General features: G+C 58.9%; 12 protein-coding genes and 1 pseudogene. All 13 read right to left on the minus strand.

Translation table 11 applies throughout. The features are described from left to right. Nucleotides 1–9 precede the first annotated feature (9 nt). Nucleotides 10–2451 carry a type VI secretion system contractile sheath large subunit gene (locus tag Q1A51_RS18720; RefSeq protein WP_366870230.1) on the minus strand — a complete coding sequence of 814 codons (2442 nt, stop codon included), beginning with the start codon at nt 2449–2451 and terminating at the stop codon, nt 10–12. Nucleotides 2452–2466: 15 nt separating this feature from the next. After that, nucleotides 2467–2970: pseudogene (gene tssB / locus Q1A51_RS18725) on the minus strand (type VI secretion system contractile sheath small subunit); the annotation flags it as partial. A 102-nt stretch (nt 2971–3072) separates the two neighbouring features. Beyond that, nucleotides 3073–5718 (minus strand): type VI secretion system ATPase TssH, encoded by a 2646-nt coding sequence (gene tssH / locus Q1A51_RS18730; protein WP_299604731.1) that lies wholly within the window; start codon nt 5716–5718, stop codon nt 3073–3075. A gap of 25 nt (nt 5719–5743) precedes the next feature. After that, on the minus strand, nt 5744–6760 hold the full coding sequence (gene tssG / locus Q1A51_RS18735) for a type VI secretion system baseplate subunit TssG (protein WP_299604733.1): 1017 nt from the start codon (nt 6758–6760) through the stop codon (nt 5744–5746). Then, nucleotides 6724–8598, minus strand: coding sequence for a type VI secretion system baseplate subunit TssF (tssF, locus tag Q1A51_RS18740; RefSeq protein ID WP_299604735.1), 1875 nt, complete (start codon nt 8596–8598; stop codon nt 6724–6726). The genes tssG and tssF overlap by 37 nt, the downstream gene beginning before the upstream one ends. 4 nt (nt 8599–8602) lie before the next feature. Further along, entirely contained in the window at nt 8603–9100 is a 498-nt protein-coding gene (tssE, locus tag Q1A51_RS18745) for a type VI secretion system baseplate subunit TssE (protein WP_299604737.1), read from the minus strand. Further along, nucleotides 9093–9926, minus strand: coding sequence for a type VI secretion system accessory protein TagJ (locus tag Q1A51_RS18750; RefSeq protein ID WP_299604739.1), 834 nt, complete (start codon nt 9924–9926; stop codon nt 9093–9095). The genes tssE and Q1A51_RS18750 overlap by 8 nt, the downstream gene beginning before the upstream one ends. Before the next feature lie 76 nt (nt 9927–10002). Continuing rightward, nucleotides 10003–10539 (minus strand): type VI secretion system tube protein Hcp, encoded by a 537-nt coding sequence (locus tag Q1A51_RS18755; protein WP_299204533.1) that lies wholly within the window; start codon nt 10537–10539, stop codon nt 10003–10005. 44 nt (nt 10540–10583) lie between these two features. Continuing rightward, a complete protein-coding gene (tssC, locus tag Q1A51_RS18760) occupies nt 10584–12077 on the minus strand; it encodes a type VI secretion system contractile sheath large subunit (protein ID WP_299604741.1) in 1494 nt (497 codons plus the stop codon). A 3-nt stretch (nt 12078–12080) separates the two neighbouring features. Continuing rightward, a complete protein-coding gene (gene tssB, locus Q1A51_RS18765) occupies nt 12081–12587 on the minus strand; it encodes a type VI secretion system contractile sheath small subunit (protein WP_299604744.1) in 507 nt (168 codons plus the stop codon). 53 nt (nt 12588–12640) lie between these two features. Further along, nucleotides 12641–13675, minus strand: coding sequence for a type VI secretion system protein TssA (gene tssA / locus Q1A51_RS18770; RefSeq protein ID WP_299604747.1), 1035 nt, complete (start codon nt 13673–13675; stop codon nt 12641–12643). Further along, nucleotides 13668–15011: a serine/threonine-protein kinase gene (locus Q1A51_RS18775; RefSeq protein WP_299604749.1), complete on the minus strand. Its 1344-nt coding sequence runs from the start codon at nt 15009–15011 to the stop codon at nt 13668–13670. Before Q1A51_RS18775 ends, tssA begins: the two co-directional genes overlap by 8 nt. Continuing rightward, nucleotides 15004–15876: a DUF3365 domain-containing protein gene (locus tag Q1A51_RS18780; protein ID WP_299604751.1), complete on the minus strand. Its 873-nt coding sequence runs from the start codon at nt 15874–15876 to the stop codon at nt 15004–15006. Before Q1A51_RS18780 ends, Q1A51_RS18775 begins: the two co-directional genes overlap by 8 nt. Nucleotides 15877–15897: the final 21 nt, after the last annotated feature.

The raw sequence follows: 15897 nt of genomic DNA on the forward strand, positions 1-15897 counted from the left end.
TCACGCGCATCACAGATCCTCCATCAACGCAGCAAGTGCGGGATCCATATCTTCTTCGTTGTCTTCGTCAGCGCCATCATCGTCACCGAACCCGGCAAGCAACGCATCAAGGTCGTCGTCCGAGCCATCGTCGGCGTCGTCAGCGTCGCTTAGGTCAAAGCCATCCAGATCGTCGTCATCATCATCACCGAAGCCCAGGTCATCGCCGTCATCCGTGTCGTCTTCATCTTCGTCTTGGGCAAATTGGTCGTCATAGTCCTCTCCCGCTCCACCAGGCCGGGAGGGACCAAAGTCACCGCCGTCTTCGGGGTGATCCGATGCCTGGCGTGTGATATCGAGTGTGGATTTGACGCCGCCGAGACCAGTTCCCGCGCCCGCGCTTTGCCCCCATGGACCAGCCAACATACCGGCGCCCAGACCCTGGAACGACCCTTGGCGAACCTCGGTGCGGCCCTTGATCGACAACAGCGGGATGTAACCGCGGGCGACCACGTCCGCCATCGTGCGCGTGTTCAGCAGCCGACGGGTACATGGCAGGGCGACCTGATCGCCGTGCTGATCGGTGATGTGATGCAGTGGCAGATCACCTACTGACATCACGTCGCCCAATTGCATCGCCTTGCCCTTTTGGTTCACCGTTTCGCACAGAAGGATGGCCGACAGAACGACGGGGTTGGCCCACAGCATGCCCTTGAGACCGTCGCGCAGGGTGAATTCCTCGAAATCAAAAGGATCCACCGGTTCGGTCTTGGCGCCATAGGGCAAGCGCAGCAAAAACTGCGGCGCAGCCAGCCCGACATATGACGCTTCGGGCATCGCGCGCAGCCCGTCCCAAGATCGGGCCACCAGCGGATGACGCTCGTGCTTGGGTGTATCCAGGAAGTTCTCGGATATTGCTGTCAGAAAGGGCGCATTCATCCAGTCACTGATCTTGGCCATGCGTGCCATTAGATCCGCGTGGGGCGGCGTTTCTTCCAGAGTGTAAAGCCCAAAAACGGCCGACAGCGGGCCTTGGGCATCATCAAGGCGCGGCTCTTCAGCCAGCATCTGAAAAAGGCCGGTTTTCGCAAGATCTTCCTCGGACGCCAGATCGGCTGCCCACTCTTCTGCCGACATATCGTAAAGAACGATCTCAAGCCCGGCACCCGTCGTGATCCGGCGGGCCAACAGTTCAAGCGAACGCCAAGTGCTCTCTACCGCCTGAAAGTCAGGATGATGCAGGATTGCGCGCATTGCACCGGACAAAGCCTCATCAACAGCGGCCAGCATCGCGGGCTGATCCGGGTCGGGGGCCGCTTGCACATAGGGGCCGACGATACGCCCGATCAGGTCTTCAGCAGGCGATGGCGTGCAAAGGTCGTTGGCATTGTCTCCGATCAGCGACTGAAACGCGCTCAGCTTCAGGTTGGCAGGCACACTGACCCCAGCGGCGCGCGCGCGGCTAACTGGCTCTGTATCCCCGAACTCTGTCGCCCATTCCTGCATCTGTGCGATGTCCTGGGTGCTGTTTCCAGACACCAGACGATCGCGCAGATTGGAGAGCGCTTCGAACAGCTCAACATTTTCATAGAGCGTGTCAGGGTGCAGGTCGTCCAGGTCAGACAATGTCACCTCAACACCGGCACTATCCTTGCCAATTGGAAGGACAAGCTTAGTGGCGAAACGCGCGATGACATCATCCAGCGTATCTACGTCGAACTTGATGGGTTTGCGACGGGCAAGGTCTGCACCAATCTCTACCGTACCTTTGCTGGAGCGACCGGTGAAATCACCAAGGATTGCGATGCGAAACTTGGGTCGGGCGGCGTCGCGATCCTCGGGTTTGGGCAGATCGAGGCGCCCGTGAGGTGAAATCTCCTCGGCCGCGGGTTCGTCATCCTCTATCGCGACGTCATCGAGTGACGTCTCCTCTTCGGTTTCATCAGACACGTCTTGAACAAGCACATCGAGATGGTCCGCAATCAGGTCAGCCCCTTCGTCGGTATCCGGCGCCTCAAATTCAGAGTGTTCATCCGTGTCGTCGGAACCGACGGTATCTGCCAAGTCATCGGCAACGACATCAGGGTCTGCGATAGTGGAGTCCAATGCCTCCAGCTCATCCCCTGTATCGACATCGTCCTCAATTGCGTCCAGCGCATCACCTTCGAGCGCAATCTCCGACACATCTGTATCACCTGCGCCTTCGTTATCAGGGAGGCGCACAGTGTCCGAAGTTGATGCGTCCTGACCAGCCGCAGGCTCTTTTCCAGTTGAGCCTTCCTCAGACACCGAGCCATCATTCGCATCCTCTGTGCCAATGCCGGATTGCACCAGGTCGGCAAGCACACCGTCGGCGTTTTTGTCCGGGTTGGGTGGGTTCATCTGGTCGGGATTCTGCAGCGCCATAGCGGCAAGGACGGCATCGGTGTCGTAACCCGTATCTTCTGAAGCAAGAGTTGCGGCGTTCCGCATGGAGTCCAGTGCGGCATCGGCTTGGTTCGTCTCCTTGGCGGAACCTGCCAGCGCAGCAAGGGCAACGGGGTCATGGATCAAACGCGTCATCAGATCTTCGGCCTCTGATTTACCGTCCATATACGTGCGCAGGTGCTCCAGCCGGGTGCGGGCCTCAAGCAAGGTGTTCAGCGGCTCCACATTGCGGGCGACAGCCGCAGGCGAAAAATCGTCCATCCGCTCAAACGTCAGATCGACGGCGATGTTGCCTTCGCCCGTCAGCGTGTTGGGCACCGAAAAAGCGGCACGCGGCTTGATCGACTTCATCCGGTCGTCAAAGTTGTCGACATCGATTTCCAGGAACTTGCGGTCTGCCACGGCGGGCAATGGGTCCTCGGACTTGCCTGACAGATCAGCCATCACACCCATTACAAAGGGCAGCTGGATCGTCTTCTCCGCGCCATACAGCTCTACATCATATTCGATCTGGACACGGGGCGCGCGGTTGCGGGCGATGAATTTCTGGCTGCTCTTGGACATCGGACAGGCTTCCTTACAGACGTTCAATCCGTAAGTGCCCACCGCGCCGCGCAGGGTTCATCCCGACAACAGAAAAAGGGCGCTTCCCCCATCAAACCCATTCTAGTCGAAAGCATATTGGAACTGGCCATCCGCGACGTCGATGGCCATCTTCGACACGTGGTTTCCGTCAAGTTGACGAGTCAGGACTTCGGTCGACAGTGCGGGCAACATTGTGTTGGTGACAATCGCGTCAATCATACGCCCACCGCTCTCGACCTCGCGGCAGCGCGACACAATCGCGTCGACAACAGCATCCGAATAGCAAAACGGCACATCATAGGCCGCCTGCACACGGGCACCGATCCGATCAAGTTGCAGCCGGGTGATCTGACCGATCATCTCTGGGCTCAGCGGATAGTACGGGATGGTTACGATCCGGCCCAGAAGGGCGGGCGGAAACACCTCCAGCAACGGCGCGCGCAATGCTTTGGCGATGCCGTCAGGATCAGGCATCAGTTCGGGGTCGGCACATAAATCCATGATCACGTCAGAGCCAATATTCGACGTCATAAGGATCAGAGTGTTGCGAAAGTCGATCCGACGACCTTCGCCGTCCTCCATCACACCCTTGTCAAAAACCTGGAAAAAAATCTCGTGTACATCCGGGTGCGCCTTTTCAACCTCATCCAGCAGGACAACGGAATAGGGTTTGCGCCGTACTGCTTCGGTCAACACGCCGCCTTCACCATAGCCGACATAACCGGGGGGCGCCCCTTTCAGGCTGCTGACGGTATGGGCCTCCTGATACTCGCTCATGTTGATCGTGATGACGTTCTGTTCGCCACCATAGAGTGTCTCGGCGATTGCAAGCGCTGTTTCAGTCTTGCCCACGCCCGACGTGCCAGCGAGCATGAAAACCCCGATGGGTTTGGACGGATTGTCCAGACCCGCGCGCGAAGATTTCACACGCTTGGCGATCATCGCCATCGCGTGATCCTGGCCGATGACACGTTTCGACAAGTGGTCCGCCAGGTTTAGAACGGTGCGCATCTCGTCCCGCAACATCCGGCCCACAGGTATCCCGGTCCAGTCGGCGACCACCGATCCGATGGCGGCGGCATCCACGATAGGCAACATCATGGGCGTCTCGCCTTGCAGCTCGTCCAGCGCGGCTTGGGTCTTGCGCAGGGTTTCAAGCGCGGATGCCACTTCATCTGGACATTCGGTGGATTTGGCCTGAGCGCGCAGGTCCATAATCTGGACCACCAGTGCCTTTTCAGCCTCCCACTGCTCAGTCAAGGTGGTCAGCCGGGTAGTTTCGGCGTCCAGCTCTGCCTGTGCCTTGCTGCGGCGCGTACCGATCTCAGCCCCAGCGGCTTCGTCACGGTCTATGATGTCCAACTCGGTCTCCAAACCTGCAATGCGGCGTTGGCAATCGTCCACGGGCGCCGGTGTCGCGTGCAGGCTGATGCCGACGCGCGCGCAGGCCGTATCTAGAACGCTAACCGATTTATCAGGCAGTTGCCTTGCCGGGATGTAGCGAGAAGACAGGCGCACGCTAGCCTCCAATGCCTCATCGAGGATTTGGACATTGTGGTGACGCTCAAGCGTTTCTGAAACCCCGCGCATCATCAGCAGGGCGGTCGCGTCATCGGGTTCGGCGACTTGAACCACTTGAAACCGGCGGGTCAGGGCTTGGTCCTTTTCAATGTGCTTTTTGTATTCCGCCCAAGTCGTGGCCCCGATGGTGCGCAACGTCCCACGGGCCAGAGCGGGCTTAAGAAGATTGGCAGCATCGCCTGTGCCCGCAGCCCCACCTGCACCCACCAACGTGTGGGTTTCGTCGACAAACAGAACAATCGGAACTGCACTGGCCTGCACCTCATCGATAACACCGCGCAGGCGGTTTTCGAACTCGCCCTTCATCGAGGCCCCTGCCTGCAAAAGACCAATATCCAGAGACAAAAGGCGCGCCTCTGCCAGAGCAGGCGGCACATCACCACGTGCGATGCGCAGGGCCAATCCCTCGACCACGGCCGTCTTTCCAACGCCCGCCTCTCCTGTCAGAATCGGATTGTTCTGACGACGACGGATCAGCACGTCGATGATCTCGCGGATTTCCGGGTCCCGACCAACAATTGGATCGATCTGTTCCTTGCGTGCGCGCGCTGTCAGATCGGTGCAAAACTGCGCCAAGGCCGACCCGTCCTGAGGAGTGGAGGCCATGGCCGACGACGCGTCCCCTGGCTCTGACCCTACATGCGACCCGTCTTGCGCAGGCAATCCAGCCTCGGGCGATCCTTCCACCGCAGCCTCAAAGTCACGTGCAAGCTTCTGCGGATCCACTCTTTCCAGTTCAGCAGACATTGAACGCAGAACGTTTTTCAATCCCGGCGTGGTCAGCAGTCCCAGCAAGAGATGCCCCGTGCTTACCCGGGACTCCCCATAACCCAGTGACGCATGGATCCATGCCCGTTCCACAGCCTCCTCCAGATGCGGCGACAGGTCTGAGATGGCCGTTGCCCCGCGCGGCAAAGCATCCAGAGCACGCTGCAATTCGGTCGCGATACGCCCTTCGTCCAGATCGAAAAAGCGAATGATCCGGTGTAGATCGCTGTCATGTACATTCAGGATCTGATGGATAAAATGGGCCAGCTCCACATAGGGATTTCCGCGCATCTTGCAAAAGACGGTTGCGCTTTCAATGGCTTGGAAGGCGCTTGTGTTGAGTTTTCCAAAAAGGGCGACACGGCTGATCTCGGACATTTGCATTGCTTTCCTGTGGGGGCCGTCAAAGGGAGTGTTGGCAAGGTTGAGAGAGGATCAAATCATCCGCATCGAGGGCCGGACGTCGCCCGATCCAACTGGTTCGACCAAGTGTTGCAGCCTGCCCCAGTACCGAAGGGGGGACCTCATCGGCGTTCAGGATTAGATTGGCGGTCCATTCCAGGGTGTCGCCGACATATGTTCGAATGATCGCCGCAAGCCGTTTAAAGCCGGGCGTCCCGGGAAAGAGCCGCGTGTACTCCGATAGCGACATGGGACCGATACGCAGTCGAAAACAGGCGGACCGTGACCAGGTTTTTTCGCCCACGCTGGCGGTACCGCCCAAGGCAGCGTTTCCAAGCTGTCCGCGGTCTCCCGGTTCAAGGTGCAGCCAACTGCCCACAAAGCTTTCGACTTCGACAGGTGTATCAAAAAGCTGTGTCACTATAGCTTTCAGACCCGCCTCGCTACGCGGGCTAGCGGCCAGAAGGCCAGCGAAATGCTTCTTTGCCACGTCAGGCATGGCATCGCGCCCCTCCAGCGCGTCGCATCCGAAACCTGCCAGCGCTCCGACCTTTTGGCCGAATGCGTCATCTTCCGACCGATCGAACGAGGCGGCAGGTTGCCCGCTTGCCCAGGCCCGATAGAGAAGCGACAGCATCCGATGATGAAACATGTCCGCAAAGGCGACCATCGTGGGATCATCCATGTTGCGTTGCCGGTCGCGCGCAAACTCAGTCATGTGCAGTGGCAGAGGACCATTGGGACCAAAGAGGCCAAAGGCCAGCTGCGTCAGCTTCGGCACACCAGCCTCATCCTCGGTGAAGGATTTGATGGTAGAGGGTGGAAATGCAAGGTCCGCCGCCTGCGCCAAGCGCACTGGGTCCTCGGACGGGCGACTAGACATGCCTAGGCGCGGACCGTCCTGATGCACCGCCTCGATCAGCCGCAGTGCCTGGAAGAAGTTGAATTTCTCGGGAGCCTCGATCAGCGCGGCAAGTCGCGTCAGATCAGGACCCGCCGTCCGCTTTTGGCTGGCCATCTGGCGATATCCCCACGCTGTGATGAATGGATACAAGTCTCGGTAAAGCTGTTGAGACTCACGTATTTGGCAAAGAAGGTTTCCAGTACCGAACCCAGAAGGTAACAGCCGGTCCCCTCGAAGCAGCTTTCGTCAAAGCCGACCCTGATCTCCAGACCTCGCACCGCGCTGCTTAGAACACCATCGGCAAGCCGTCTGACAATGGCGCGAGACGATACGGTTGACAGGCCTTCGACCTGCTTGGCCAACGCGGGCTCCCCCAGCGTGGCATACAGTCCGATAATCTCGCGCAGGGCAGCTGCCCCGCTGCCGCGGTCGGCGTCAACCAAGGACAGGTAATTGAGGCTGAGATGAGAGATGAGCTGCCAGGCCTGCTTGCCTTCGGCGAGGCTAGACCTTGGGCGGGTCGGCGGAACAATCGCTCGCACGCGCTTGACCGAGCCGCCCTCTGGCAGTGTGAAATCCGTCTCGCCCAGACCCACTGGCGTCAGCAGCGGTAGATCCCTGTTGGTACAAAGCGCCTTTATTGCAAGCTGTTTGACGGCTGCAGGATAAGGTGCCTGCGTTTGGTCCGTGAGGGTCAGATAAAGCTCCGACCCCAGGTAGGATGTGCGCGATCCAGCCATTCGCTGACGCTCAGAAGGCTGGCGCAGCCGACGGCGCTGACTGTAGTAGGCGGCATGTTTTCCGCCTGATGGCCCGAAATCCTCAGTACTGTAGAACGGTCGAAACTGCACATCCGCGTCGCGATCACCCCCGATACCCGTAACGGATTCAAGCTGATAGACCTCGAAATCCATGGGCGCGGTTCGGTCCACTGTCACGAGGTGCTCTACCTGCGTATCCGCGACATGCACGCGATCACATCGCTTGCGAAAGAGGTTGATTGCCGGCACGGCATGAAGGTCAAAGTTAGCAGGCGTGACGGATGCAAGCTCGGGCAAGCCTTCGCGCAGAAGGATATATAGATCCAGATCGGCCTCGGTCGTTCTTTGCACTGCCTGCAGCAGCCCCCCAAACTCAGCGAAAAAGAACCGCTGCGGCATCGCAAAATACTCTTGCAGCAACCGGTAGCCATCAAACGAGGGGCCCGGCGTCGGAAGCAGGGCTTCTTCCGGGCCAAATCCACACGCAGAGATTTCGGCACCCAGATACTTATTCCAATCGTCACGGCGGTCGGTCGACCGGCCCGCGATCCCGATCCCCTGCCCTAAGATCGCCTCGTACAGCCGCCAAGGCTCTGCCGCAGCGCCCGTCAGAAACATCCGCAAACGATCTAACGGCAACTCCGCCAGAGGGGCGCCATCCGTGCGGCGCAAGCGTAGGCGCAATGCAGCCTTGGCCGGGGCGTGGCGACCGACGCCCGCCGCAACAAGGTCGCCGCGCGCATCGATGTATTCCACCTCGGTGACTTCCAAAGGCCAGAGTGTGACATCTTGGGACGTGGTGTAGATGATTCCGGTTTGGACGGAATCGCGCACCCGCCCGCGCAATTCGGTGCCGCGCGGCACGGCGACGCCGGCCGCGAGATTGCCCTGTCCCGGATCAGGTTCCAGTCTTGCAATCATCATGGACGGAATCGGCGCCAAGTAGTGGGGATAGACCGTCTCGAACAGGCTCTGGGTCAGGTTTGCATTTTGCTGCTCCAGCTCCAGCTGGACGCGCGCCGCCATAAAAGCAAACCCTTCCATCAATCGCTCGACATAGGGGTCCATCACTTCCAACTGCCCCATGCCCAGTCGCCCGGCAACCTTTGGGTAGGCCGCCGCGAATTCGTCGCCCATTTCCCGAATGAAGGTCAGCTCTTGCTCGTAGTGATTCAAAAGGCGCTTATCCATGACGCTATCCTTGGCGATGGACGGTCACTTCACCCGTCGTCACATCAAGTTGCGTGCGCAAATAGAGATCAAGCGGCACGGGCTCCGCCCACAGCTCGGCCCGGATATCGAAAGAGAACAACCCGCCGCGCACATCCTTCTGTTCATGGATCACCACCTCAAGCGTGTTGGGCAGAAGGCGCGGTTCAAACTGTTCGATCGCCACGCGGATCGCCTGCTGGATCTCTATGGCGCGTGTATTGGTGGCTGTAATTCCAGACACATCAGCGATGCCGAAGTTCAACACGGAGCGCGCAGCCTCCGGGAACGGTCCAAGATCGGTGTCAGCCTGCAGATTTGTGGTGTTCAGCAACCAATGCAGGTCACGTTGGATTATGTCGCGTAACCGGTTGATGTCGATGATCCAGGCCGCGTTGGTCTCGACGCGCTGATCCGGCGCATCGTCGATAAGCCGGTCAAGCAGTGCAGGCTGCAAACGCTCAAGTCGCGCACGATCAACCATGACTGACCTGCTTCAGCGATTGATTGGCGGGTGTATCGGCATGGTGAAACGTGACCTCGCGCAACTCCATCAGAGGCAGGTTGTCGGCCTCGGTGCAAAACATCCTTTGACCAAGGCCCCGAGGGGTGATGCCGTCGGGGTCGGACCAGTCGGTGGCACGGGCCAACTTCTGTACAGGCGTGCCGTGTTCATGCGTGTTTGGATAGCGCGTCGGTATCAGCCCTATACTTTCGGTACCGTTCACAAGGGTCAGGGTGACAGGCGTCCAGACGACATCGCGCAGATCGCGGGGTGGATGCACCTTTAGCCCACGCAATTCTGCAAAGGGCAGCCAAAGGTATTTGCCATCCACGATGAGCTCCAGCACCGGGCCAAAGCGCGGATCTGCGTCCGCGATCCAGTCAAAGCTGGTGCCATTCGCACTGCCCGCCGTGGCGGGCGCCGCGCGCAGGGACATGGACCGTAGCCGCTCGGCGCCCTCGGCATCACCGTTGAGTTCCTTTTTCAAAGCATCCCAAAGCACCGAAAGCCAGGACGGCGCGTCCTCGTCAAAGGGTGGCGGAGTTTGCCCGCGCAGAACCTTTTCGCGGTAAACCTCGCAAACGATTGCTTCGCGGTACATTTGGGCCATGGGCACGGCCACCGGATCGAGCGTTGCGCACGTCTTGAGCTGCTGCACAGCACGAGACCATTCGCCTTCGACACACAACAACTGAAACAGGAACACCCGCCGCCGCGCATCAGCAGGATTGGCACGCACCTCAGCCTGAAGCGCGGACAGTGCACCAGGCAGGTCGCCGGATTTGAGCAGGGTTTCCGCAGACATGGTTCATGCCTCGATGGTTTGAGGGAGTTGACCCCGGGCGCTGGGGAGATGAAGCACCCGGGACGCGAAGTCCGGCTTATGCCTTCTGGACCTCGTATTTCTCTTTGTTGAGAACCTTGCTCCACTCGGCCTCGCCCTGGCCGCCGGACGGTTTGATCATCTTGCCGTCCTTGCCTTGGCGTCGGTATTCGATCTGCTTGGCACCGTAAGCCAGCGTGATACTCTCGGTCAGTTCATCACCCGACCCCGACCAGGTCATCGATTTCACGATGACGGTCTTGAAGCGCACGATGAAGAAGTGCTTGCCACCAGTGTTGCTGCCAGCGCCCTGACGACGGCATTCCATAACGGCTTCATCAAGGTGATCGCCCGTCGCGCAGGCCCGGTAGAGGCCAGCAGATGCTGTGTCGGTCAGCTTGTCGAAGGTAAAGTCCTGAAAGTCGGTTTTACCAACACCACCGCCGCCAGATTGCGAGTCGATGATCGAACTGTTTTCAGCACCAAAGCTGAATTGAGTGATCTGAAATGCGCCTTCCTTGGCCATTTCTTCGTCGAGTGTTTCCCCACGGATAATGTTGTTTTTGGGGAAGCGTAGGAATGAGTCAAATGACATGTTACGGTCCTTTCTTCAGGTTTTAAGGCGTTGATAGAGAGAGGTTATTCGACCTCAGAAGGTAATCTGGACACGAGGCGGAGTGAGACCGACAGGCCTTCCAGCTGATAGTGAGGACGAAGGAAAAACTTGCTGTCGTAGTAGCCGGGGTTGCCCTCGACCTCTTCGACCACGACCTCGGCTGCAGCGAGCGGTTTGCGCGACTTCACTTCCTCGGTTGAGGTCTCTTCGTTATAGTCGACATATTTGCTGATCCAGTCCTGCAGCCACTGCTCCATGTCCGAGCGGCTGGCAAAAGAGCCGACCTTGTCGCGCACGATACACTTGAGGTAATGCGCAAACCGGCAGGTCGCGAAAAGATATGGCAGCCGGGCCGCGAGGTTCGCGTTAGCAGTAGCATTACTGTCGTCGTATTCGGTTGGCTTTTGCAGGGACTGCGCCCCGATAAAGGCCGCGGTATCGGTGTTCTTGCGATGGATCAAAGGCATCAGACCATTGTTGCCCAACTCGGCTTCGCGCCGGTCGGAAATGGCAATTTCGGTCGGGCACTTCATATCAACACCGCCGTCATCAGACGGAAACGTATGGGTGGGAAGCTCATCCACAGTGCCGCCGGATTCCACTCCGCGAATTCGGGAACACCAGCCGTATTCCTTGAAGGACCGGTTGATATTCCTGGCCATCGCGTAGGATGCATTCACCCAGCAATACTTGTTTGAATGTGCACCTTCGGTGTCTTCCTCAAAGGCGAACTCCTCAACCGGATCGGTCTTCGCTCCGTAAGGATGACGTCCCAAAAAACGCGGCATGGCGAGACCCAGATAACGGGCATCCTCACTCTCGCGCAGAGAGCGCCACGCGGCGTATTCCGGGGTTTGGAAAATCTTGGTCAGATCCCGAGGATTCGCCAACTCGTCCCAACCGTCCATCTGTAACAGCGTGGGATCAGCGCCAGCCAGAAATGGCGCGTGGGCAGAGGCCGCGATCTTGGATATCTCGCCCAGGATCTCAACGTCCCGTGGGCTGTGGTCGAAGTGGTAATCGCCCACAAGGCAGGCGTAGGGTTCGCCGCCAAACTGCCCGTATTCCTCTTCATAGATCTTCTTGAAAATCGGGGATTGGTCCCACGCGGTGCCCTTGAATTTGCGCAAGGTCTTGGACAGGTCCTTTTTGGACAGATCCATGAACCGGATCTTCAGCATCTCGTCAGTTTCGGTGTTGTTCACAAGGAAATGCAAACCGCGCCAAGAGCTTTCCAGCTTCTGATAATCCGCGTGGTGCAGGATGTGATTGATCTGTTGGGTCAGCTTTGTATCGATCTCGGCGACAAGCGCATCGATCGAACGCAATGCGTCATCAGACACCAGTGCCTCGTTTTCCAGTACCTGTTCAGCGAGTGTTTTCACCGCTTCTTCAACTGCGGTTTTCGCCTGCTCGGATTTGGGGCGGAATTCCTTTTGCAGAAGCTCGGCAAACTCGGACGACGCAAAAATCGTCTGTGTCTGCGTCTCTGTTGTTGTCTCGGTTGCATCGGTCATGGCCTAGTCCTCATCCTGGGAAGTCGCGGCAGGCGCCGAAGTCAGGGCCTTTAGCAAAGCAGGGTCATTGATGACTTTGGCCATCAGGTCTTCTGCGCCGGTCTTTCCGTCCATGTAAGTGCCCAGGTTCGACAAATGGGTTCGCGCCTCGAGCAATTTTTTCAGCGGCTCGACCTTGTTTGCGATTGCCGCAGGCGAAAAATCGTCCATCCGCTCAAACGTCAGATCGACGGCAATGTTGCCTTCGCCCGTCAGCGTGTTGGGCACCGCAAAAGCGGCACGCGGCTTGATCGACTTCATCCGGTCGTCAAAGTTGTCGACATCGATTTCTAGGAACTTGCGGTCTGCCACGGCGGGCAATGGGTCCTCGGACTTGCCTGACAGATCAGCCATCACACCCATTACAAAGGGCAGCTGGATCGTCTTCTCCGCGCCATAAAGCTCCACATCATATTCGATCTGGACACGGGGCGCGCGGTTGCGGGCGATGAATTTCTGGCTACTGGCCATGCTGTTTTCCTTTTCTGTCGCGGCTGAAAACACCCGTCGAGGGCTCAGTCCCGTTAGTAAGTGCCCTCATCCCCCTCATCGGGTTCAAATCCGCCGATCAAAGCGACATTCCCCACCCCCTCGGGTGCCATATCCTTCATGATCGTCACGAAATCGGCCGAAACGAGACGCCTAGCGCGGGTCAAAAGGACAGGCAGCGGACTTGAGGGCTCGAACTGAGCGTAATAGGCCATGATCCGGTCCAGAGCCGCTTTGACATCCTGAGGTGAGGTGATTGCCGCGTTGTGAAGGACGCTCGATTGCGGCACGGCAGCAGAAGCTTCACTCGCCTGCTCAAGCGTTTCAGGTACCGCACCGTCATCCGCAAAAACGCTGAGCTTGCGACAGATGTCGTCCAGCATTTTCTGCAAGGGGTCTAGGTCCGGCCCCGCCGCACCGACATTTGCATCAAAGACGTCACATATCGCCCGAACCGCTTCGAGCGCGTCGGCCGCTGCCTCAAGCGTTTGGCCGACGTCCGCGCGGCCCGCATCCTGGAACGCGGCGGCAATGGTCTGAGTATCAATCACCCTGGTCGCGTTTGCAGGCGGGCTGGCTTCACCGCCAGCCACCTCAAGATCGCGCAATGAAAAGGCCCCAAAGGTCGGGCTATCGACCAGCGGCGCCTGCCGCAGCGACCGCAACAGCACGTCACGGCTCGACAGCGCAAGCACCGCGTTTACCCGCATCGTGGGGTCGCCATCATCTTCGTCTAACTGGGGATGCACACTGTCCCAGTGGGTTTTCAGACATCCCTCGACATAGCGCAGCACGTCACGAAACCCGGGCAAGCCGATTGTGCGCAGTTGCGCATTTGCCAGGATCGCCGCGACACGCAGATCTTGCGTACGCTCCAGCAGGGCCACAGCTTTGGAAGAAACGTCATCGTAATCGGGATCTTCGGCTGGGATCACGTTATCGCCGATCACCCGCTCTTCGGACGGTTTGCTGGCCATCTCAAGAGCGATGAAATCGTCGTCATATTCCAGATCATCCCCACCGGGCGCGTCGTCACGGATGGGTTCCATCAGCGCGTTCAGGTCAAGCATGGCGGGGTCCTTTTGCAATTTGGGTTTGGGCGGCTTCTAGAAAGGCGGCCCTGTCGTTGGTGTCGGGGATCGCTTCGGTCATGGTGTCCAACAGTTGCGACAGCGAGGGTGAGCGCGCCGCTTGGCGTCTCACCAACGTCCCAGCGATGGGACCCAGATGAGGGGTCAAAGCCGCGATGACGGACTTCAGATCGCCCTCGTTCAGCTTGCCTTGCGCACGCCCTGGGTCAGCGGTCATCAGGCTGGCCACCGTCTGGCGCAGAACCTCGCGTTCGGACGGATCGCTGACTTCACCGAGTATCTGTTGCAGCAGGTCTTCTTGCGTCACAGCCGTTTCAGCCGCGCGGCGGGCTAGCAGCTTGCCGATTGGCCCGATGCGCGCCACCAAGCTTTCCTCCACCCGCAGCATCGTCGTGAGAGACAACCGGCCAATCATCGTTTCTAACGAACGTGGTGTACCGACCTTGGGGGGTGCGGTCAGCGTAGCTCCATGCGTGCTGACCGCCGCCAAAAGGGCTGTGCGCATCTCTACCGCACTGGCGTACCGACCCTTGGGATCAGGGCAGATCGCCGTCATCACCACCGTGTCAAGAGCGGCAGGCAGGTCCGGCGCAAGGGTCGAAGGTGGCGGTACGCTTTCGCCCTTGCTGGCAAGCATGACCGCCGTGATCCCGCCGCCGCGATAGGGCTGCCGCCCTGTTAGTATCTCGTAAAGAATGATGCCGGTCGCATAGACATCGGATCTGGCGCAGACCTCGTCACCCGAGAATTGCTCGGGCGCCATATAGGCTGGCGTCCCGATCATGCCAGCGCTGGTGCGGTCCATCTTGGTAAAGCGGGCAATACCGAAATCGGTCAGTTTTACGCCGCCCTTAGCCGTCAACATGATGTTGGCGGGCTTCATGTCGCGGTGAACGATCGATGCTTCGTGAATGGCGCACAGACCATCCAAAATCTGCCCAAAGATCGCGGCCACCTCTGTCAGGGTCAAAGACTGCGGTTCGGACATGCGGTCTTCGAGGGTTTTGGCCTCGAGCCGCTCCATCACCAGATAGGGCCGACCGTCTTGCTCTAGATAATCAAAGATCGTTACCAGATTGGGATGGAGCACCCTGCCAGCAGCCTGCGCTTCGCGGGAAAAGCGGGTCAGCCAATCTTCTTCGCCCGCCGCATCAATCAGGTGCTTGTGCACGGTCTTGATCGCGACAAAGCGGTCAATGTCCTGGTCATGGGCATCATAAACCACGCCCATTGCCCCCTCGCCCAGCTTGGCCCGGATGCGGTACTTTCCGATCTTCTGGGGGCCTTGCGGCGCTATGACGGTATGATCAGTCATCGATCATCCCCATCGCGCGATCAAGGCTGCGGCGCATCCGGTTGAACGACTGCGCAAGCGAGCTGATTTCGTCGCGCGAATTGCGGCTGTATTCCGGCACAGAGAAGTCGCCCATACTGACCCGCTCGGCCATTTTTGTCAGGTATGACACCGGGCGAATGACCACCCGGCTCAGAAGGATGTTGGTCCATACGAAAACCAGCGTGAATGCAGCGCCCAGGGCCACGGTAACCATCAGGGCCGTTTCCTTGGCCCGTTCGACAATCAGCGACCGCGGCACGGTTATGATCTGTGCCCCCACGGTTTCGCCCATTTCCCAGCCAAACCCGTTGACCGACCCATACAGGTCCACCATCGCGGGTGGCGCCACGTCAGGGCTGGAATGACAATTGAGGCAGCCGGGATTGTTGATCGTGATCGGCGCGGCCATCATCAACAACTGCCCTGCGTCGGTCTCGATCCGTGCAGAAAGCTGGGTGAGGTCAGGATTTTCGCGAAACTGCTCAATGATGTCGGCTTCGGCAGGTGTGGGCAGATCCTCGGGGTTCGTCGGATTAAGGGCCGCCTCCTTGTAATAGTATTGCGGGAACTCCGCCGTGACGGCTTCGAAAACCGTGCGGGCGGCAAAAGATGTCACCGCTTCGGGCTGAAACAGGATGTCGCCGTCATCGGTCAAAAGAGGTTCGATATGCGCGAGGGTGTAATTGCGGACCGCAGTCGCATTGGCGCGCATCAGTTGCGCCTCGCGCTCGACGTCTCGCAACGCACTTTCCCGCACCAGAGTGTAGCTGGCACCGGCGGCTGCCACGATACCAAGCACGCTGGCCGAGACCAGAACCAGATTGTATTTGAACCGAAGCCCCATGTGTTCTCACCATTGTTGTCT

Origin of the sequence: uncultured Tateyamaria sp. (assembly GCF_947496075.1) — a bacterium.
Classification (GTDB): domain Bacteria; phylum Pseudomonadota; class Alphaproteobacteria; order Rhodobacterales; family Rhodobacteraceae; genus Tateyamaria.

What these genes read in the sequence shown, in the direction of transcription:
- Q1A51_RS18720 (WP_366870230.1), bottom strand. Translation starts at nt 2,451, where the DNA reads ATGCGGAACGCCGCAACTCTTGCTTCAGAAGATACGGGTTACGACACC.
- tssH (WP_299604731.1), bottom strand. Translation starts at nt 5,718, where the DNA reads ATGTCCGAGATCAGCCGTGTCGCCCTTTTTGGAAAACTCAACACAAGC.
- tssG (WP_299604733.1), bottom strand. Translation starts at nt 6,760, where the DNA reads ATGGCCAGCCAAAAGCGGACGGCGGGTCCTGATCTGACGCGACTTGCC.
- tssF (WP_299604735.1), bottom strand. Translation starts at nt 8,598, where the DNA reads ATGGATAAGCGCCTTTTGAATCACTACGAGCAAGAGCTGACCTTCATT.
- tssE (WP_299604737.1), bottom strand. Translation starts at nt 9,100, where the DNA reads ATGGTTGATCGTGCGCGACTTGAGCGTTTGCAGCCTGCACTGCTTGAC.
- Q1A51_RS18750 (WP_299604739.1), bottom strand. Translation starts at nt 9,926, where the DNA reads ATGTCTGCGGAAACCCTGCTCAAATCCGGCGACCTGCCTGGTGCACTG.
- Q1A51_RS18755 (WP_299204533.1), bottom strand. Translation starts at nt 10,539, where the DNA reads ATGTCATTTGACTCATTCCTACGCTTCCCCAAAAACAACATTATCCGT.
- tssC (WP_299604741.1), bottom strand. Translation starts at nt 12,077, where the DNA reads ATGACCGATGCAACCGAGACAACAACAGAGACGCAGACACAGACGATT.
- tssB (WP_299604744.1), bottom strand. Translation starts at nt 12,587, where the DNA reads ATGGCCAGTAGCCAGAAATTCATCGCCCGCAACCGCGCGCCCCGTGTC.
- tssA (WP_299604747.1), bottom strand. Translation starts at nt 13,675, where the DNA reads ATGCTTGACCTGAACGCGCTGATGGAACCCATCCGTGACGACGCGCCC.
- Q1A51_RS18775 (WP_299604749.1), bottom strand. Translation starts at nt 15,011, where the DNA reads ATGACTGATCATACCGTCATAGCGCCGCAAGGCCCCCAGAAGATCGGA.
- Q1A51_RS18780 (WP_299604751.1), bottom strand. Translation starts at nt 15,876, where the DNA reads ATGGGGCTTCGGTTCAAATACAATCTGGTTCTGGTCTCGGCCAGCGTG.